The organism is Streptococcus australis, assembly GCF_019930045.1.
Classification (GTDB): domain Bacteria; phylum Bacillota; class Bacilli; order Lactobacillales; family Streptococcaceae; genus Streptococcus; species Streptococcus australis_D.
This window is the reverse complement of record NZ_JAHZQQ010000003.1, coordinates 23508-44113: the sequence shown is the minus strand read 5'-3', so window position 1 is coordinate 44113 and position 20606 is coordinate 23508. Positions and strand designations below refer to the sequence as shown.

Below are 20606 nucleotides of genomic sequence, written 5' to 3'. Positions count from 1 at the left end.
CGAAAAATATCTTTTTTTCCAGTTTGCCTTATGTGATTGGCACGCAAGCAACCGACTTCGTCGTTTCATTGCTAAAATTGGAGCCTAAGGTCTCCAATTTTGCCTGGTATCGTTAGTTTCTCTAACGATACCTTTATCACTGCGGCAACTGGTTCTGTAGGATTGCTCTATCGGCCAATCCCATCTAATACGCTCTCTTTATTCTTCCTCTTCTGCTAGGAGTTTGGTGCGTGTGGCTTCGTCGAGAAGTGGGTAACCAAGTTTTTTACGTTCTGCGACGAAGGTTTTGGCTACGACACGGGCCAAGTTACGGATGCGGGCAATGTAGCCAGCGCGTTCTGTAACAGAAACAGCACCACGTGCATCTAGCAAGTTGAAGGTGTGTGAGCATTTCAAAACATAGTCATAGGCTGGGTGAACAAGGCCCAATTCCAAAGCACGTCCTGCTTCTTTTTCAAATTTTTCGAAGTTTTCAAGAAGCATATCTTGGTCAGAAACTTCAAAGCTGTATTTTGAGTGCTCATATTCTGGTTGAAGGAAGATTTCTCCGTATTTTACCCCTGGAGCCCACTCAATATCGTAAACAGAATCTACTTCTTGGATATAAGAAGCTAAACGCTCCAACCCATAAGTGACCTCAGCGGTAACAGGAGCAGTTGACAAACCACCGACTTGTTGGAAGTAGGTGAACTGAGTGATTTCCATACCGTCAAGCCAAACTTCCCAACCAAGACCAGCTGAACCAGTTGATGGGTTTTCCCAGTTATCTTCAACGAAACGAATATCGTGTTCCAATGGGTTGATGCCCAATTTTTCCAAAGACTCGAGGTAGAGTTCTTGGATATTTGAAGGCGATGGTTTCATGACCACCTGGAATTGGTGGTGTTGGTAAAGACGGTTTGGGTTTTCCCCGTAACGTCCATCAGCTGGACGACGTGATGGCTCTACATAAGCCGCATTCCATGGCTCAGGACCAATGGCACGAAGGAAGGTGTAAGGACTCATGGTTCCCGCACCCTTTTCATTATCATAAGCCTGCATGAGCATACAACCCTGGTCATTCCAGTATTGTTGCAAAGTCAAAATAATTTCTTGGAAGGTTAGTTTTTTAGACATCTTCTTCTCCTTTTTATAATTTCTTGCGACACGAGTCTGCCTCGTCGATCATACAAGGCAAGACGAGTTAGTACTGCGTCTAGCTCAGGCAGCCTAGTGCTGAGCGTGGGGCAGTCCGACTGTAAGGAGGTCTCTGCCACTGACACAGTGAAATGTTAATTTCTTAGACATGATTACTCCTTTTTTAATTCTTGCGACTTTGGATACAAAAAAACCGTGTCTTTGCTCCTAAGTCAAGTGACCTAGGGGCGTCAAAAACGCGGTTCCACCCTAATTTATTACTTCATTTTATTCTACTATACTCAGTTATCTACTGAGAGAAAGCGCCACTTGCTTATCTTGTTCTGCTTGGCTTTCACTATCCCAAGCTCGCTAAAAAAACGCCATAAGCCTTTCTTTCTTGACTAGTATTATAGCAGATTTCTATTCGAGTGTAAACAAAAAACAAGTCCGAAACAGGTGTTTCAGACTTGTCGCAAATCCTTTCAAAGAAAGGTGACTGTTATGGGCGTTTTACAACCTTTGGTTTTTTCCCATTTAATTTTTTCTTAGCAGCTTTAACCTCAGCTAATACCGCCTTAACTTCCTGTTGACTGGCACCAGGATTAGCCAGTACAGCTTGAGCGCGGATAAAGGCTTGTAGATAGTTTACCTTCGCCTTATCTGCTGCATAGATAAACTTCGCATTCTTAGCTTGGAACTGGAGTTCTGCCGCAATCAATTTCTTCAGACTTGAGAAATCGGTTGTTTTTCCATTTAACTGTTGATCAGCTGCCTGGTAATTCGCAAGTGCTTGGTTGATTTGCTCTTGTGTCACACCTTCACGGACGAGCAAGAGAGCCAATTCCTTAAAGCTTTGGTCAAAGGTTCGTCGAGCGGAACCCTTAGCGTTGGCATAGCGACCTGTTTTTGAGGTTACATCATAGGCAGCAATGGCTGATTTTAGTGCTGTAAAATCAGACTCTTTTCCGTCTAATTGACTCGTAACCAATCCAAGATTTGAAAAGATTTGGTTAACTTCTGCTTGTGATAACTTAGTCGCAAGAGCTTTCTGAGCTTCTTGATAAGCTGCATCATAGGCTAAACGTTTTTCACTTGTTGCATTAAAGTACTGAGGAGTGCTGGTCAAGTTAGTTTGTTGGGCCAACAATTGCAACAATTGGGTCTTAATGACTACAGAAAGTTTTGCGAGATTGTTTTGGTCTGCTAGAACTGTCACAGTCGGTGCATCCTCAAACAACTCATAACCTGTTGGTAGACTGACTGAAATCGTGTATGTTCCAACTGGGACATCTTTTCCAAAAGCATTCTTGCCATAGCGTTGAACTGGAAGAACAAAGGTTTCACCAGCTTGATTTTTCAAGACAACTGGTGTTGTTCTTGGTACTGCTTGATCAAAGACCAGGCTCAAAGGTGCAGTGACAATCTCTTTGGCCAAGAATTCAATGGTCTTAAAGCTGTCCTCTGCAGTGATTTCAAATTTCTGAGTTCGTTGGCTGACAAGTTTCAGATCTGATTTGTCATAGGCAAAGAGTTCTGCCACGTAGCTACCAAACTTAAGGAAATTGATTTCTTTCCCTTTGTCTAAGTTGACATACTGTCCTTGATCATCCTTGATACGGTAGACAAAATCGGTATCTAATTCTTTATGTGTATCGGCATCTAGGACTGACACCTTAATCCGGCCACTATCTTCAGTACCAGCAAAATCAGCAAGAGAAGCAAAGTCGCGGTTTCCAGCGTAGTCTTCTACCACATAGTAAAGTAAGTCTTTACTGATTCCTTCTGGAAGAGTATAGCCACCATCTTCATTTGCCGTTAAATAGACACGGTTTTCAAAGCGACTAGTCTTCCCTAGGGCGTCTTTCCCCTCTTTAACCAGGGTCCCTTCTTCATCAAAGGCCTTGACATAGAAGACTTGCTCTCGTAAGATTCCACCATTGCCAATATCTTTTGTTTTACGAGCATAGAAGGTTTCTACCCCATCCTTCTTGGTCGTATAACCTGAAGTCAAGACTGGTTTTTGGGTATCGATTTGGAGATTAAAGCGAACAACTTGCTCTTCTGCTCCTGGAACGGCTGGCGTATAGCGAACTTCATAGACATAGTGACCATCCGCTACCTTTTCACCCTTGGCATCCGTTCCTTCCCAAGCCGTGTTATCGACTAGATAAGATCGTTTCCCACGTCCGTCAAAATAATTCTTACGAGCAGAGAAAGATCCTGTACTTGACCAAATTGGATTAGCAAATGCTTGATCATCTGCCTTGTAGACAGCTGCTTTCATATTTTTTAGGTTTCGCAAGACGACTGCACGATACTGCACATAATCTTTGTTCTCATCTCCATCTGGAGAAATAGCCAGACGGACATTTCCATCAGCATCCAAATTGAGGACGTTCAAACCTTCTGGTGTTTCCACTGTTCCAAGAACGATTGGGCTTCGTTCTGCTGTTTCCTTCTTAGCAGTCGTATAGAGCACATCATTCGCGTTTGAAACTAAAGAGGTGACGTTCGCATTGGATGGCACGTATTTGGTTTCTGGGACATCATAGTAGAATCCTGATTTCCCTTCTCTTACCAAGTTGTAGATTGGTTTTTCAACCGCAGGGATATCTTGGAAAGAACCACGGAAGCCCATAAATGGGATGCTAACCACGTCGCCGTCATCTGCTGGATCCACAAAGCGAACAAAGCCTTCCAAGAAGTAACCGTTCGGCATCAATTTAGACAATTCTTCTGCAAACTTAGACGCATCGACAGTCACCGTCACTGTCTGACTACTATGGGCTTTTACAGTTACATTTGGCCATACAGTCTCTGTTAATTTTCGTGGCTTCAAGGTAAAGTGATCGTCTTTTACATCGTCGGTAGTGGTATTCACAATCATCTTCAACTCTCTGTCAGTATCAGAAATATTATGAACGGTCACATCAAAACTGAATCGATCTTCCACATTACCAAGGGTTACGCTTGGGTAAGCATCTTCATTCGTTACATATAAATCTGTCGAGACGGCTGCAGCAGTATCTACAATCCCTGCCCCTTGTTGACGTACCGAAGTGTAGGCCCCCGTTTCTTTGTTGAAGTGTGGTTTTGCAGTTGACATGATCAAGGCCTTGACCGTTGCAGATAGTTCCTCTGGTGAAAGTTCTGGATGATGAGCTTGGAGGTATTCCTTCACCAAAGCCGAAACCCCAGCCACATGAGGAGAGGCCATACTGGTTCCACTGATACTGCCATAGCTATTGTCATTTAGTGAAGAGAAGATCGATCCACCAGGTGCAGTGACATCTGGTTTCAATTGTCCATCCGTTGACACTCCCCAACTAGAGAATTCTGACATCTTCCCAGCGTCAGGGTTTGGACGGTTATCCAAACTACCGTCAAAGACTATTTTGTAGTCTTTGTCTTTGATGGCTTCTCCGTACCGCTTAGAGATAAATACCGCAGGGATTTTTTTCGCATCACCTTCGAGACCCATTTTGACATTCGCGCCTTCGACACTGTTGTAAATGAGGGCACCAATCGCTCCTTTTTTATAGACATTAGCGACCTTATCTGAGAAGGTAATTTCACCACGTTTGATGAGGGCGACTTTACCAGTCAAATCGAGACTTTCTAAATCCCTCTCACGCCCCAAACCAGCATCCACATAGTCATATTCTTTCCCATTTTCGAAATTGGCATCTGTTTCAGCCGCTGTATAGGTAAACTTCCCTTTATCCAAGTCGGCATTGTCTTCCAAACCACGAACTGTAAAGACTTCTTCTGTTACGAATGAATCATTTACAGAGGCAACTGAAATAGACTCTTCTACGGTTGAAGGACTACCCACGACACCATAATCAGGGTTTTCAGCACTTGGGTTGTCATGACCGTATCCATAGGTGTTACTATTACCCGCAGCGATGACGACACTAACCCCTTTGGCGCGTGCTCGTTGAATCGCTTCTCTGACAGCAGGACTAGCATTCACTGTAGATCCTGTCCCAGATCCTAAACTCATATTAATGACATCGGCTCCCAATGCCACTGCGTCATCAATCGCTTTTACATAGACAACATCGCTGGTGGATCCACTACGATCAGAGAAAACCCGCATAAACATCACTTGGGCTTCTGGAGCAACTCCATATACGTAGTTGCCATCCCCAGCTTTTTTGTCAGGGTTCCCAGTCGCAATCCCTGTTACGTGCATACCGTGTGAATCATGGTCTTTTTCTTTGATATTGTCATCTCCATCCATATAATCATAGGCAAAGACAACCTTATCGTTGTACCATTTTCCGTAGTCAATTCCCGCTGCTTTTTTGGCAGCTTCTAATTCTGTTTGATTTTTGAATTTCCCTTTTGTAGGGTCTGAAATCCGCAATACTTCGTGGTAGACATCTAAACCAGAGTCAATGACCGCAACAACAGTCCCTTCACCCTTGTACCCTTTTTCCCAAGTTTGGGGCACATTAATAATCGTATTGCTGCTAATACTTAATGGTTTATCTTCAGCTTTCTTTTCGGTTCTTGCTTCCGTTACAGGTTTATCCTCACTCTTCTCCTCTGTTGAAGAAGGTTTTGCTTCTGTTTTTTCCTGTCCTTCGGATGTTTTTTCTGCAGTTTTTTCTTCGGTTTTAGTTACGACTTCCGCTTGCTTTTCAGTAGCTGGAGCCTCTGTTTTGGCTTCCTGCGTAACAACTTGGCTATCTGATTCGACAGATGGAGTTGTTGCCCCTTTGTCTGAGGAGACCGGCTCGTCAACAACTTTACCATTTTCAACTACTGAGCCTGTAGTCTGCTCACTTGCCTGATTCGTTACAGGAGACGCAGACTCACTTGGCGATACTGGATTTGCTTCTGCAGATGTAACGACTGCAGTCTCTGGCTGTTTCGCTTCATCAGCACTTACATTCCCTGCTCCAAAGACAAGAACAGATCCTAACAGCACCGATGCAACACCAAACTTATATTTTCTCAATGAGAAACGCTGTTTACTCATAAAATTCCCCCTATATACTAAATTATTCTTATTATACTCCTAATTTTTCAGAAAATTCACTCAACATTAACTTTGTTATCAAATTGTAATATTTCCGCACGTTATCTTTAATTAGTTGTTTTTTGTTTGCTTTTTTGTGGTTTCAATATTCAAATAATTAGATAACTGAAACAAATTATTCGCCTTTCATCTCATTGCACAAAAAAGACAGCCAGAGCAACCTCTCACTGTCTATAAATAAACGATCTTAAAAGTCTTTGGTGTCTGGGTCTGGTGCTCCCGCCTCTACTGGGATCTTCCGAAGGAGCTCACAGTCTTCCGAGGATAATGCAATCGCAGAGCATTGCAGATTACTTGCAATGCGCTCAGGAGTCACTGATTTAGGCAAAGGTAAAAATCCTTCTGCTAGACTCCAAGCCAAGAGAAGCTGGGCTGGTGTTACATCATACTGTTTAGCTAATGTTAGAACTGTCTCATTTTGGAACAGCTCTCCTTGGCCAAATGGTCCCCATGCCTCCAATAAAATTCCTTTATCACGACAATAACGGACCACTTCCTCTTGATAGACTCCAGGGGCCAAGCGGATCTGATTAACCGCAGGAAGAACTTTGGCACTTTCCAACAAAGCATCCAGGTGATGGGGCAGGAAGTTACTCACACCAATAGAGCGAATCTTTCCTTCTGCCTGCATATCTTCCATGGCTCTCCAAACCTCACGATTCCGTTCTTTCCAGGCCTCATTTTCTCGGTGAGTCACAGGATTTGGCCAGTGGATGAGGTACAAATCGATATATTCTAGTCCCAATTTGTGCAAAGATTCTTCTAGACCATTGACAGCATCCTCATAGGTGTGACGATTATTCCACAACTTGGTCGTTACAAAAAGCTCTTCTCTTGGAATACCACTATCTTTGATAGCCTTTCCGACACTTTCTTCATTTTGATAGATGGCTGCCGTATCAATATGGCGATAGCCCGCTTCTAAGGCTGCTTTTACTGCTTGATAAGCTTCCTCGCCATCTTTCGCCTTCCAAGTACCAAAACCAAGTACAGGAATGTGGCGTCCGTCATTTAGTTTGTAGCTCTTCATCTTATTTCCCGTTACTTTCCTTTGTTTTTTCACCAGACTTAGAAGTCTTCGCATTCAAGCGCAACTTTGGCTTAAAGATATTTTCCTTCGGCTGCACCATCGATTTACTAAAAAAGGCATAGAGTAAAAAGGCACTACCTGCCACTAGGATGACGGGACTACGGCGCAACATACCGTAGATAAAGAAAAACAAGCCCATCAATAAAAAACGTACGTTTATCTTATTCATAAAACTACCTCGCGATTCAATTACTTTCATTATACCATGTATCAGAGCAAAGAGACAAATGGCTAGATCAAGGAATCCTATTCAAATAAGCTGAGACTCTCATCTCAGCTTATGGAATACATTCAATTTTTAGTTTGGCGAAAGCAAGCGATTCGTAGTTGAACCTCTTTTTCACCATTAAGCTTCAAATCGTTTTTGGCCATCCAAGAAGGTTGCTACCAACTCTAAATCTTTATCCAATACAATAAAGTCAGCGTCATAACCCTCACGGATTTGGCCGCAGACATCATCAATATGGACAGATTTAGCAGGGTTGAGACTCGCCATCATGACCGCTTCATGAGGATTGGCAACACCCCACTCAACAACATTCTTCAATCCATCTTTGAGCTTCAAGATCGAACCAGCCAGATTCCCTGTCGATTTCAAACGGGCTGTTCCATTTTCTACGACAACAGGGAATTCACCCAACATATAGTCGCCATCTTCCAAGCCACCAGCTGTCATACAGTCGGTGATTAAGGCAATATTTTCCACTCCTTTTTGTTTGAGAAGGATGTCGCAGGCTTTTGGATCAACGTGATGGCCGTCACAGATTAACTCTGCATAAGTATGAGGAAGTTGGTACATAGCCCCAACCATTCCCAACTCACGGTGCGTCAAACCGCGCATTCCGTTATAGGCATGCACCCAGACACTAGCCCCAGCATCCACTGCTTTTTTGGCTTCGTCAAAAGTTGCATTGGAGTGACCAAGCGCAACCGTTACCCCTTCTCCTGTCACTGTGCGGACAAAGTCTTCGACACCATCTCGCTCAGGAGCAAGGGCAATTTTATTGAGCAAGCCGTTGGCTGCTTTTTGCCATGCACGGAATTCATCCATTCGAGGATCTTTCATGTAGGCTGGATTTTGTGCCCCTTTGTACTTCTCTGTAAAGTAAGGTCCTTCAAAGTAAATACCACGAATCTTAGCACCAGACGCTTCTTGGTATCGTGCTCCAATGTTTTCAGTGACTGCTAATAATTGCTCATAAGAAGAGGTCAAGGTTGTTGGCAAAAAGCTAGTGACCCCTGTGCTCAAGAGCCCCTCACTCATAGTATGAAGGGTTCCCTCGATGTTGTTGTCCATAACATCAACTCCACCAAATCCATGGATGTGCGTATCGACCAAACCAGGAGCAATACTATAGCCTGTATAGTCCAAAACAGTAGTTCCCTCTGGTAGCTGATCTACATGTTTCCCAAATTTGCCATCGACTATTTCTAGATATCCTCCCTTACGAATGCCATGGGGATAAAAGAATTGATCTGCTTGTATATAAGTTGTCATGGTGATTTCCTTTCTTTTTCTACCGATATATTCATACACATTATAATCCTTTGTACTGCATTTGTAAATGGTCTAGACCTATTTTATTTAAATATATTAATATTTCCTATAAATACGATAAAAAATCCAGTTTTTTTGAGCTGGATTTTAGAATGTAGACAAACTTTTTTCATAAAATAGCTAGATAAATTTTTCAAAAAATAATCTTTTTTAGTTATTTAAGAAGATGAAAAACTTTCCACTGTGAGAAAAGTGCCTGAAACACAATTGTTTCAGGCACTCGGAATTATTGAGACCTTAGGCTCAATAATTAGTCATGGAACTTTGAAGAAGTTCGCTGACGTCCGTACTCACCTAAGGAAAGTTTTAAAGAAGACTTTATATTCAATCTGAAATCCCTCTCTAAAGAACTGGATTTTTGCTTTGTCTAGATTTGCTCCAATTGTACCTTCTCTGCTAAATTCATGGCATGGTCGGCAACACGTGTATAGTGAGAGATGATATCAATAAAGTTAACACCCGCTTGAGGCGTACACTCGCCCTTGTTCAGACGAGAAATATGGGTCTTCCGCAATTTCTTTTCGAGCTTCTCAATTGCCTGATGGCGCTGTTCCAACTCTGCCGCCAACTCTTGGCTATCTTCTTCTACACTTCGAAGTGCATCTTTAACAAACGTCGCCGTTTGTTGGTAGATATCTTCTAATTCAGCCAAAGCATTGTCAGAAAAGACAACTTTCTTCCGAATGAGGTAGTTCGTCAAGTTGATCAAGGCTTCTGCGTGGTCTCCAATCCGCTCCAAATCTCGAGAAGAATCCAAAATATTGGTCAAGGATTCGCTTTCTTTTGGACTCAAAGCTTCACTGGACAAGCGGATCAAGTACTTGGTCAACTGATCATCGATGGTATTAATCGCTTCTTCTGTTTTATGACCTTTTTCAGCTAGCTTTTCTTCTTGATTCAAAATATAGCGATAAGATAAATCAAAAATCTTTTCAGCATAAGCTCCTAAGTGCAAGAGTTCTTTTTTGGCATTTCCCAAGGCAATCGAAGGAGCTTGGGTAATCAGATTTTCATCCAAGTAAAGTGGCTCGTATTTGACCACTTCATCCTCACCAGGAATCAATTTCGTCACAAAGTAAGCCAATGCTCCGATGAATGGGAATTGAACGATGGTGTTGGTCACATTAAAAGCACCATGTGAAAAGGCAATCGTCATCTCAGGTGAGAGATGCAACTGAGCTTGGAAGAACTCAACCATACTTGTAAATGGTCCCAACAAGATGATACACAGAATGGTCCCGATGACATTAAATAAGACGTGGGTCGCTGCAACCCGTTTGGCAGAAACATTGGCTCCCATGGCAGCAATGATAACGGTGAGGGTAGTCCCAATGTTATCCCCAAATAAAATTGGCAATGCTCCCTTAAGATCTAAAAATCCACCGGAGTAGAGACCTTGCAGAATCCCAATCGTTGCAGAAGAAGCCTGGATCAAGACTGTGATAATGGCTCCAGCTAGCACTCCGAGGATTGGATTCTTCCCAAGGGTTACCATATATTGGCTGAACTCTGGCAAGTCTTTCAAAGGACTCATCCCTGCGCTGATGAGGTTCAAGGCGTAAAAGATTCCCCCAACCCCAAACAAGATCCGACCAATATTGTTAGCTATCCGATTCTTGGTAAAGAAGAGACAGACTGTACCGACAAACATAATGGGCAAGGCATATGTTCCCAACTTGAAACCAATGATGAAGGAAGTGACCGTCGTCCCGATATTGGCCCCCATGATGATCCCAATTGCTTGGCGTAGCGTTAATAGACCGGCACTTACTAATCCAACCGTAATAACAGTTACCCCGGTACTAGACTGGATAAGGGCAGTCACGACAATCCCTACGAGCACCCCTAGAAATGGATTACTGGTATATTTGTCGATATAGTAACGAAGGCGATCCCCTGCAGCCTGTTGCAAGCCATCACCCATAGTTTTGATACTATATAAAAATAGTCCCAAACCACCTAAGAAGTTAAATAAAATGTTCTGCCAATCAATGGACATTCCTTTTCCTCCATCATCATTCGATAAAAGTTTACTCACTCTATTTTAAAACATCCACCCCTTCGGCACAAGTTTTTTTGAAATTTCTTCTGAATTTTGCCATAAAAAAACGATAGACTCTACAGAATCTATCGTTTTGTTCATTATTTTTTATCAAGATCGCGTAACATTTGGTCAATCTTGTTTCCATATTCAATGGATTCATCTTTGACAAAGGTTAAATCTGGAATTTTGTACAATTTTAAATTCCGACCTAATTCGCGCTTGATGGTTCCTGTTGCTTTTTCCAGCCCTGTCTGAGCCTTTTGATTATCTGAAGCCAGATTACTCATAATCGAATAGTAAACCTTGGCCATCGACAAATCGCCTAGCATTTGAACATCCGTAATGGTGACGCCTTGGACACGCGGATCACGAACTTTCTTTTGCAAAATTTCGTTAACTTCCCGCTTGATTTCCATACCGACTCGGTCTGTCCGAAAATGACTTGCCATAGGAACTCCTTTCTGCTCTGTCTTTAAAAACTAGGAAATGGGAGATTTCCTCTCTTCCTTCCTAGTTAACAGTTTATTTTTTAATTTCTTCCATGATGTAAGCTTCGATGGTATCATCAGTCTTGATATCATTGTAGCCTTCGATCATCAATCCACCTTCTCGACCGTTGGTCACTTCTTTGACATCATCTTTATAATGTTTCAAGCTAGCAAGAGCTCCATCATAAATGACGACACCGTCACGAATGACACGAACTTTGGAGTCACGAGTGACCTTACCACTGAGGACCATAAATCCACCGATAGTACCCACTTTAGAGACTTTAAAGGTTTCACGAATGACTGCTTCCCCGATGACTTTCTCTTCGAACTCAGGATCCAACATTCCCTTCATGGCATCTTCCATTTCTTCAATCACTTTGTAGATGATTGAGTGAAGACGGATTTCTACCTCATCAGCTTCTGCTTGCTGACGCGCTTGAGGCGTAGGGCGGACGTTAAATCCAATGATGAAGGCGTTTGAAGCTTCTGCGAGGGTAACGTCTGATTCATTGATGGCACCAACTGCTGAGTGAACGATGGTCACTTTCACACCTTCCACTTCAATCTTTTGAAGGGAAGCAGCAAGGGCTTCAACCGAACCTTGTACATCGGCCTTGATGATGACATTAACGGATTTCACTTCTCCAGCCTTCAAGGTATCAAAGAGATTTTCAAGGCTGACACGGTTGGTTGCTTGACGTTGTTTCATCAGCGCACGTTTGGCACGTTCTTCACCGGCTGCACGCGCAGATTTTTCATCTTCATAAACCGCAAAGTGGTCACCCGCCATTGGCGCTTCGTTCAAACCAGTGATAGAAACTGGAGTAGATGGTCCAGCTACTTTCACACGACGGCCAAGGTCATTGGTCATGGCACGGACACGTCCAAAGGTATTTCCAACAACGATTGGGTCTTGAACGTTCAAGGTACCTTGTTGAACCAGAAGGGTTGCGACCGCACCTTTTCCTTTATCCAAGCGCGCTTCGATAACAGTACCAATGGCACGAACAGTTGGATCTGCTTTAAGTTCTTGGATTTCAGCCACAAGAAGGACCGTTTCCAAGAGCTCATCGATATTTTGGTTGAACTTGGCAGAGATTTCTACAAACTCAGAATCTCCACCCCAGGCAGTTGACATAACTCCATGCTCTGCCAATTCACCGATGACACGTTCTGGGTTGGCACCTGGTTTATCAATCTTGTTAATAGCCACAATGATTGGAACATTAGCCGCTTTTGAGTGGTTAATAGCTTCGATAGTCTGAGGCATAACTCCATCATCTGCCGCTACGACCAAGATGGTAATATCCGTAACAGATGCACCACGCGCCCGCATAGAAGTAAAGGCCGCGTGTCCAGGTGTATCCAAGAAGGTAATCTTCTTGCCATTTTCTACGATTTGATAAGCCCCGATATGCTGGGTAATCCCTCCCGCTTCACCTGTTGCTACACGTGAATTACGAAGGGTATCCAAAAGGGTTGTCTTCCCGTGGTCAACGTGTCCCATGATGGTGACAACTGGTGGACGCTCTACCAATTCATCTGGATTCAAATAGCCATCTTCGACGAAGAAGCGTTCGATATCCGCATTGTCCACTTCAACCTTTTTCTTGGCTTCAATTCCATAATCCACTAACAGAAGTTCAATGGTATCGCCATCCAAGGATTGGTTTTGTGTCGCCATCACTCCCATCATGAAGAGTTTCTTAACGATTTCCGCAGGCTCACGCTTAATCCGTTTTGCGATTTCCGCAACCGTCATTCCATCTGTGTACTCAAGTTCACTTGGCAACTCATGGAATTTACGCTCTGTTACTGGTTTTGGAGCTTCATTGCGGTTTTTCTTTCCTTTTTTATTCTTTTTGTTGTTCCAGTTACTATTTCTTTGATTTCTCACTTGGTTTTGACTACTTCGATTCTTTTGTTGTTTTCTTGGACCATCTTCTTCGCGATCAAAATCTTCACGTTTTTTGTCTGGTCTAGCTTGCTTTTTCCGACGTGTATCAACTGCTGCAGGACTTGGAGCCGCTACCGGAGTTGCCTTCGCTGCTTCTACCTTTGGTTGTGGAGCGACAACTTCAGTCGCAACTGCCTCTTCGCGCTTACGACGTTGTTGACGTTCTTGCTCTACCTTGGCTGCCTGGTTTTGCTTGTAGCGTTCTTCACTACCACGTGCATATTCCGCATTTTGCTCTGCCTTTAATGCTGCAGCACGGGCTTTGAAATCAATCTTCGGAGCGCCATTTACAGGATTTGGACGTCCTTGACCGTTACCAGATTGGTCACGGCGACGATCATTCCCTTGGTTGCGGCGGTCATTTCCTTGATTTTTTCGCTCATTACGATTTTGGAAACGATCCCCATCCCGACGGTCGTTTTGTTGTTTCTTAGGTCGATTTCCTTGTTGTTGACGACGTTCCGCCTGCTCTTTTGCACGGGCTTCGCGTTCCGCCTTGAAATTACGACTCTTCGGCTTCACAACAGGTGCTGCCGCTGTTTCCGTTTTCTTTTCTGGTTGGTTTGCAACAGGTTCTTTTGCAACCGGTGCAACTTTTACTTGTTTTTCTTCCGTCACTTTAGGAGTTTGAGGCGTCTTTGATGCAAAACTATTGACCAAACGCTCAACCGCTTCACCTTCGATACTAGAAGCGTGACTCTTTACCTCCAACCCTAATTCTTTGGCCCGTGTGACGACTTCTTTACTTTCCTTGCCTAGTTCTTTGGCAATCTCATACAATCTTCTCTTAGACAATTGCTGTCCTCCTCTTCTATTCCATAAGAGACCTCATTTTCTTTGAAAATCCAGCATCTGTCACGGCCGCTACCTTTCGTGAGCGACCAATGGCAGTACTTAATTCTAGTGTTGAAAACACGGTTAATACCGGAACGCCATAATAGTGGCATTTATCTGTGATTTTTTTGGTAAGATTGGGAGCTGCATCATCTGCTAGAAAGACCAAACGAGCCTTTCCTTCTTGAACAGACTTGATGACCAACTCTTCTCCAGAGATGATTTTCCCTGCTCGCTGAGCCAATCCCAATAAATTACTGACTTTTTGATTATTCAAGGCCTAACTCTCTTCTTTTCACCTTGTGATCCACATAAGCAATCAATTCGTCGTAGAAAGCTTCATCCACTTCCATGCTAAAGCTGCGATTCAAGACTTTCTTCTTCTTGGCTTGAAGTGCTTCCTCGTTATCGAGTTTGATATAAGCACCACGACCATTTGCTTTCCCAGTTGGATCGATAAAAACTTGACCTTCTTTATTTTTTACGATTCGCAAGAGATCTCGTTTATCGATGACCTCATTTGAAACGACAGACTTGCGTAAAGGGATTTTTCTTGTCTTTACCATGATTCCCTCCCTATTCGTCTACAGAATTCAAATCACTTTCTACTTCTTCAAAAGAAGGTTCTTGACTTGCTTCCATTTCTTCGTACTCACTAGCTGATTTGATATCAATCCGGTAGCCAGTTAAGTGAGCCGCCAAGCGCACATTTTGACCACGACGACCGATCGCAAGAGATAGCTTGCTATCTGGTACTACCACAAGAGCATGCTTGCTGTCTTCTTCATCAAAGATGACTTGATCGACCTCGGCAGGCGCAATGGCATTGTAGATAAATTCTGCTGGATCTGGTACCCACTCAATGACATCAATATTTTCTTCTGTTGGGACCATACGATCCAATTTCTGATCATAACGAGCTGGGTGGAACTTGCTAGTAATCTTTTTGATGTTCGATCCACCACGACCAACGATGGTTCCAATCGCATCTACGTTTGGATTATGGCTACGAACAGCCACCTTGGTCCGGTCTCCAGCTTCACGTGCCACGCTCATGATTTCAACTGTTCCATCATAGACTTCAGGAATTTCTTGTTCCATCAAACGTTTGATCATTTCTGGATGGCTACGACTTACGAAAACGTTGACCCCACGAGGATTGTCTTCTACTTTGTAGACAAAGACTTCGATGCGATCATGAGATTGGAAGACTTCACCCGGGATTTGGTCTTGTTTAGACAATTGAGCTTCGATAGATCCTAAATTTACATAGATAAAGCGATTATCAAAACGCTCAACCGTTCCACTCATAATTTCATTTTCATGTTCTTTATAAGTGTTGTAGGTAATCGCACGAGTTTGCTTGCGCATTTTTTCCATGATAGTTTGTTTGGCAGATTGGGCTGCGACACGACCAAACTCAGCAGGTGCTTCTTCAAATTTGATTTTGTCTCCCAATTCATAGGCAGAGCTAATCGCAAGAGCATCTTTCAAGCTAATTTCTAAGCGGCTATCAAATACTTCATCCACTACTTCACGAACGGTATAAACGCGGAAATCACCAGTCTTTTCATTAAATTCGATAGCAGCACTCTCTGCTTGACCATACCGTCTCCGATAAGCCGAACGCAATGATTCTGTGACTGCTTCAATGATATCTTCTTTTTTGATTCCTTTGTCTTCTTCCAAGATGCGAAAAGCATCTAGCATTTCTTTACTCATTCTTTTCTTGCTCTTAGGCTACTAAGAGCCTTCCTTTCTTTTCTGCTATAATTTGACAGCTAGTCTTGCTTTTGAGACAAGACTATAGGGGATTTCAATGGTTTTCTTTCTGGTTTTGTCCATGTATTCCATGGTCAATTGATCATCTTCGAACTTAAGGAGTGTTCCTTCAATGACCTTTTGTTTGTCAACTGCCTTGTACAAGCTGACATGGATATATTGACCCAGAGCTTTTTCCACTGCATCTTTGGTTTTTAAGGGACGCTCCAAACCAGGACTCGTCACTTCTAGGAAGTACTGTTCTGGGAATGGATCTGGGTGAATCTGATCCAACAGAGGACTAATCACTTCTGTTAAATCGGCTGTATCATTCAGGGTAATACCACCTGGCTTATCAACAAAGATACTTAGAACATAATCTCCTCCCATCTTTCCATATTCCACATCCACCAATTCAAATGGAGCTTGGATGGCTGGTTGAAGAATTTCTGTTACTAATTCAACAATTGTTGCGATAGGACAACACCTCCTCACAGACAAGAGGCGAAGATATGTCTTCGCCTCTCCTTTTCTATTCGTTTTAAATATTCTAGCACAAGTTCCGTCGAAATGCAAGAATTTCGCCTTCCTCATTCATACGGCTACCATCCAAAAGAAAAACGCCTCCTTTTCAGGAGACGTCGATCCTTAACTAGACTTTAAAATTGTGCTTCAACCCGATAAATGACCTGACCCTTACTTGAGAATTTCTTTTCATATTCGGTCATGACATTTCCCTCAAAATCACTAGCATGAAGATCTAGCCAGACACCCTTCAAGGTCATTCCATACTGAGAAAAACTCACCAAACTGTATTCAAAGAGTCCTCGATTGTCCGTCTTGAAATGAATCTCACCATGTTCTGGCAAAATCTGTTTGAAGGTATCTAAGAAACTCTTGTAGGTTAGACGACGTTTTTCATGGCGTTTCTTCGGCCAAGGATCTGAAAAATTGAGATACAATTGATCAATCTCACCGTCTTCAAAGTAATTAGTCAAGCTATCTCCGTCCACCCAAAGCAACTTGATATTGGGAACGTCAGCTTCCAACACCTTATCCAAAGCGTAACTTAATACTGATTTTTGAATATCAATCCCGATATAGTTAATGTCTGGATTTTGTTTGGCCATTCCAGTGATAAAGGCACCTTTACCGCTCCCCACTTCAATATGAATAGGATGGTCATTTCCAAAAATCTCATGCCACTTCCCTTTGGCTTCTTCTGGCTTCAGAATGACATATTGCGGATTGGCTTCTAATAATTCGGTTGCACCTTTACGGTTTCTAACTCTCATGCTTCCTTCCCATATTTTGACCGGAAATTACGCAAGGCATAAATTTCCCGGTTTACATTCTCTAAATCATTGTTTTCATAGTATTTTACAATCTGACAAAGGAAAGAGTATTGACCAAACCAGTACAATTTACCAAATACAGTTTCATTGTACTTATAGCCGTAATAGACCAACCAATCCTGCCACTGAGAATCTGGAATGTAGTGACTTAAAACATGAGCCACATCCATCATCCGATCTGTTAAGCGGACAGAATCCCAATCTACCAAGTAGATAAATCCACTATCCGTTTCAATCCAGTTACTGTGACGGACATCTCCGTGAACAATGGTTGCATAATCTTCTCGAAAAGCTGGAACAGTCTGTCGTAAACTCTTTAATACAGATTGCAAATAATTGTTTTGACGCAAAGCGATTGGCAACTGACTGCTCAAAGAATTCAATAAATCCAATGGCGACTCAGCTGTGTAGCCCAACTTTCTCAATTGCGTCATCAAGGGGCGTGAACGGTGCAAACGAGTCAGGATATGAACCACTTGCTTTTTCCCCATCCCATTTGGAGTTAAAATTTCTCCATTTAACCATTCTTGTGCGCTCATCACATTTCCGTCAGGTAAGCGTCGGCTCCATAAGAGTTGTGGAGCAATTTGTTCTTTAGCTAACCCTGCTAATATTGGAGTCGTATTCATTTTGACAAATACTTTCCCCCCATCCGGATAAGTCCCCATAAAGGCTTTTCCGCTTTTACCAGCAATTGGGGTTAACGTTAGCTCTTTTTCGTTCGAGTCCATCTCTTCCTCCGTAAAAAGTTTCCCATCTATTTTACTAATTTTAAAGCGTTTCGTCAACTAATCGTCTCACCTTGAAAGGTGCATAACCATAGGCTAAAAAGCCTGTGAAAGCTAGCAAGGCCAGGACGAGAAGTTTGTCTTCAAAGACCAGTAATCCCAGTCCTCCCTCGACAAGAACGACAAACAAGGTCACCGATTGAACTGTTTGAAGAAGCCCTCGTGTTTTAGCACTGATTTCCAAAGGGAAGAGTCGCGTTAAATACTGATAGTCAAAGGCCTTGTAGAGTCCGAGCAATTGAAAAACAAGTAAATAATTCAAGAGCCCCGCGACGGCCACTGCTACTAGCGTTTGCGGGATGAAGACAAAGACAGCAATTGATAGTCCTAATAGACGCAGACTCATGGAAAACAGATCTCCATTTCTGAGATAAGAACGGAGATACAGGTTGTTCCAAGTCTTGGAACTGACTTTTGGAACCATGCTTGTTAGTCCGTCTAAATAGGCCCGCCGTTTCACGCTGTTGGTCATTCCTTTTACTGTGGTAAAAAGGGAGAAAAATCTTAGAATACTTTGCTTTCTCTGGTTTTCTAGCTCTACGATTCGCTTCCAATCAAGACCCGCCTGGTTATAGAATCTTTTCCCCTTCCCTTGAAAAACAAGAACCTTCAACAAGAAGAGAATAGCCAAATAAACCACTACAATGATCAAAGACAGTCCTAAAGCCAAAGCCAAAGGGACAAATAGAACAAGCACAAGGGTTTGTACAATTCCCCAGAAAATAGTCGCTCGTAAGATCTGTTGGTTCAAATAGCCTTTCAATTGCTCTTCTTTTGCCAGAAGGAAAATCATGTCTGGCTTCTCAAAATAGGTTGCGATGGAACCAATTGGAAGCAGGAGCAAAGGAGCAAGGACAAGTACAAGGAGGAGAAGGCTCTTATCTTCTGGTAGGGAGCGCAAAAATTGACTGTACTGAACCGCTAAAAAGCCTAGAAAAATCAGGAGAAAGAGGACAAAGTGATCATTAAACACATAGCGAGAATATTTTAAGCACTGATTGCGAAAGGTCGTCTTCCTCTTTTGTAAAACTTCAATCATCGGTCAGCCTCTTTTGTTAGTGCAAGGTAAATCTCATTCAAATCTGCATCTGCCATTCCAAATTCTGTCCGCAAATCCTCTAAAGTCCCCTGAGCACGGACCTGTCCCTTATGGAGGATGACAAAGGCATCACACATTTTTTCAGCAGAATCCAGCACATGGGTACTCATTAAAATAGATTTCCCCTTCTCTTTTTCCACCTTCAATAATTGAATTAAATCTGAGATCGCAACTGGATCCAAACCTAAGAAAGGCTCATCGACAATAAACAAACTTGGATCAACAGCAAAGGCACAAATAATCATGACCTTTTGTTTCATCCCCTTAGAAAAATGGACAGGAAACCAATCCAATTTTTCCTCTAGTCGGAATTGCTTCAAGAGAGGAGTCACACGCGCAAAAACTGCTTCCTGATCCAAGTCATAGGCCATCGCCACTGTCTCAATATGCTCACGCAGGGTTAACTCTTCATAAAGGCTCGGTGTTTCAGGAATATAACCAATTTTTTGGCGATAAGCACCTGGAGAAGTAGCTAAAGTCAAACCGTCGATCCGGATTTCGCCAGCATAGGGACGCAATAGGCCAATTATTTCATTAATGGTCGTTGATTTCCCTGCTCCATTCAAGCCAATCAATCCAATTAATTGACCATCACCAACCTCAAAACTAACATCTTTTAAGACAGGGATATTGACATAGCCTCCTGTCAGGTTTTTTATTTCTAACATATTTTCTTAGCTTTCTGGTATAATGTTCTTATATTATAACAAAATCTAGCGAAATTGAGGTGCATTTATGGTTTCGGATTGTATTTTTTGTAAGATTGTTGCCGGAGAAATTCCTGCTTCTAAGGTCTACGAGGATGACCATTTTCTTGCTTTTTTAGATATCTCTCAGGTCACTCCAGGCCATACCCTCGTGATTCCAAAAAGACACGCCCGTAATCTATTGGAGATGACACCAGATGAAACAGCTGATCTTTTTAACATCGTTTCAAGAGTCACCAAAAAAGTGGAAGGTGCTACACAGCCTCAAGGAATGAATATCATTAGTAACATGGAAGAAATTGCGGGTCAGTCTGTCTTCCACACCCACGTCCATATTCTTCCACGCTACTCTCAAGAAGACGACCTAAAGATTGATTTCATTGCCCACGAACCTGATTTCGAACACCTTGCCCAATTAGCCAAGGATATCTCAAACCATTAAAAAGGAGCTTACTATGAAATTAAGAGATCTATTTTGGTTTGCGACTGGAGCAACCATCAGCTATCAACTTGTTAAAAATCGCGAACCACTGAAAAATGAATTCAACGAAACCAAACAACTCACGGATGGAATTCAATCAAATGTTACTAAAATCAAAAAAAACATTGAAATCATTCAGGAGCAAAGAGTCCTTTTAAATCAACTACTGGAAGACTTTTCCTATAAAGCAAGGGTCTTCTCTCAGCAAGCCAACGCTTCTGTAGAACAAATCCAAACTATTTGGTCTGAGAAATCTAACGATCATGAATAAA

At 42.6% G+C, this 20606-nt stretch carries 17 protein-coding genes and 2 pseudogenes; 2 read left to right on the top strand and 17 right to left on the bottom strand.

Annotation, left to right across the window (positions count from 1 at the left end; genetic code table 11):
• Positions 1-198: 198 nt before the first annotated feature.
• The 17 genes and pseudogenes from glyQ to K1J10_RS01340 form a co-directional block, all read right to left on the bottom strand.
• Complete coding sequence (gene glyQ / locus K1J10_RS01415) at positions 199-1116, bottom strand: glycine--tRNA ligase subunit alpha (RefSeq protein WP_223355634.1); 918 nt, start codon at positions 1114-1116, stop codon at positions 199-201.
• A 502-nt stretch (positions 1117-1618) separates the two neighbouring features.
• Entirely contained in the window at positions 1619-6109 is a 4491-nt protein-coding gene (locus K1J10_RS01410) for a S8 family serine peptidase (protein WP_223355633.1), read from the bottom strand.
• 247 nt (positions 6110-6356) lie between these two features.
• Complete coding sequence (locus K1J10_RS01405; protein ID WP_223355632.1) at positions 6357-7199, bottom strand: aldo/keto reductase; 843 nt, start codon at positions 7197-7199, stop codon at positions 6357-6359.
• Between the two features lies 1 nt (position 7200).
• On the bottom strand, positions 7201-7428 hold the full coding sequence (locus K1J10_RS01400; protein WP_048715249.1) for a hypothetical protein: 228 nt from the start codon (positions 7426-7428) through the stop codon (positions 7201-7203).
• 177 nt (positions 7429-7605) lie between these two features.
• Positions 7606-8757, bottom strand: a complete 1152-nt coding sequence (nagA, locus tag K1J10_RS01395; RefSeq protein WP_223355631.1) for an N-acetylglucosamine-6-phosphate deacetylase — start codon at positions 8755-8757, stop codon at positions 7606-7608.
• A gap of 427 nt (positions 8758-9184) precedes the next feature.
• Positions 9185-10816: a Na/Pi cotransporter family protein gene (locus tag K1J10_RS01390; RefSeq protein WP_223355630.1), complete on the bottom strand. Its 1632-nt coding sequence runs from the start codon at positions 10814-10816 to the stop codon at positions 9185-9187.
• A 143-nt stretch (positions 10817-10959) separates the two neighbouring features.
• Positions 10960-11310, bottom strand: coding sequence for a 30S ribosome-binding factor RbfA (rbfA, locus tag K1J10_RS01385; RefSeq protein WP_223355629.1), 351 nt, complete (start codon positions 11308-11310; stop codon positions 10960-10962).
• 73 nt (positions 11311-11383) lie between these two features.
• A pseudogene (infB, locus tag K1J10_RS01380) lies at positions 11384-13588 on the bottom strand (translation initiation factor IF-2); the annotation flags it as partial.
• Positions 13589-13716: 128 nt separating this feature from the next.
• Positions 13717-14104 (bottom strand): annotated as a pseudogene (locus tag K1J10_RS10815) (translation initiation factor IF-2 N-terminal domain-containing protein); the annotation flags it as partial.
• Positions 14105-14120: 16 nt separating this feature from the next.
• Positions 14121-14420 carry a YlxQ-related RNA-binding protein gene (locus tag K1J10_RS01375; RefSeq protein WP_223355627.1) on the bottom strand — a complete coding sequence of 100 codons (300 nt, stop codon included), beginning with the start codon at positions 14418-14420 and terminating at the stop codon, positions 14121-14123.
• A complete protein-coding gene (gene rnpM, locus K1J10_RS01370) occupies positions 14413-14709 on the bottom strand; it encodes an RNase P modulator RnpM (protein ID WP_223355626.1) in 297 nt (98 codons plus the stop codon). The genes K1J10_RS01375 and rnpM overlap by 8 nt, the downstream gene beginning before the upstream one ends.
• Positions 14710-14719: 10 nt before the next feature.
• Positions 14720-15865 carry a transcription termination factor NusA gene (nusA, locus tag K1J10_RS01365; protein ID WP_223355625.1) on the bottom strand — a complete coding sequence of 382 codons (1146 nt, stop codon included), beginning with the start codon at positions 15863-15865 and terminating at the stop codon, positions 14720-14722.
• A 45-nt stretch (positions 15866-15910) separates the two neighbouring features.
• Positions 15911-16399 (bottom strand): ribosome maturation factor RimP, encoded by a 489-nt coding sequence (gene rimP, locus K1J10_RS01360; RefSeq protein WP_317629276.1) that lies wholly within the window; start codon positions 16397-16399, stop codon positions 15911-15913.
• Positions 16400-16563: 164 nt separating this feature from the next.
• Positions 16564-17199, bottom strand: a complete 636-nt coding sequence (gene trmB, locus K1J10_RS01355; protein ID WP_048688825.1) for a tRNA (guanosine(46)-N7)-methyltransferase TrmB — start codon at positions 17197-17199, stop codon at positions 16564-16566.
• On the bottom strand, positions 17196-17990 hold the full coding sequence (gene ccrZ / locus K1J10_RS01350; RefSeq protein ID WP_023022280.1) for a cell cycle regulator CcrZ: 795 nt from the start codon (positions 17988-17990) through the stop codon (positions 17196-17198). Before ccrZ ends, trmB begins: the two co-directional genes overlap by 4 nt.
• 40 nt (positions 17991-18030) lie before the next feature.
• The gene (locus K1J10_RS01345; protein WP_223355623.1) at positions 18031-19086 is read right to left on the bottom strand and encodes an ABC transporter permease; all 1056 of its coding nucleotides are present in this window, start codon (positions 19084-19086) and stop codon (positions 18031-18033) included.
• The gene (locus tag K1J10_RS01340; protein ID WP_006596885.1) at positions 19083-19814 is read right to left on the bottom strand and encodes an ABC transporter ATP-binding protein; all 732 of its coding nucleotides are present in this window, start codon (positions 19812-19814) and stop codon (positions 19083-19085) included. Before K1J10_RS01340 ends, K1J10_RS01345 begins: the two co-directional genes overlap by 4 nt.
• A gap of 67 nt (positions 19815-19881) precedes the next feature.
• On the opposite strand from K1J10_RS01340, the gene K1J10_RS01335 reads away from it, so the two are divergent.
• On the top strand, positions 19882-20295 hold the full coding sequence (locus K1J10_RS01335; RefSeq protein ID WP_006596886.1) for an HIT family protein: 414 nt from the start codon (positions 19882-19884) through the stop codon (positions 20293-20295).
• Positions 20296-20308: 13 nt separating this feature from the next.
• Positions 20309-20605 carry a hypothetical protein gene (locus tag K1J10_RS01330; RefSeq protein WP_223355622.1) on the top strand — a complete coding sequence of 99 codons (297 nt, stop codon included), beginning with the start codon at positions 20309-20311 and terminating at the stop codon, positions 20603-20605.
• Position 20606 lies beyond the last annotated feature (1 nt).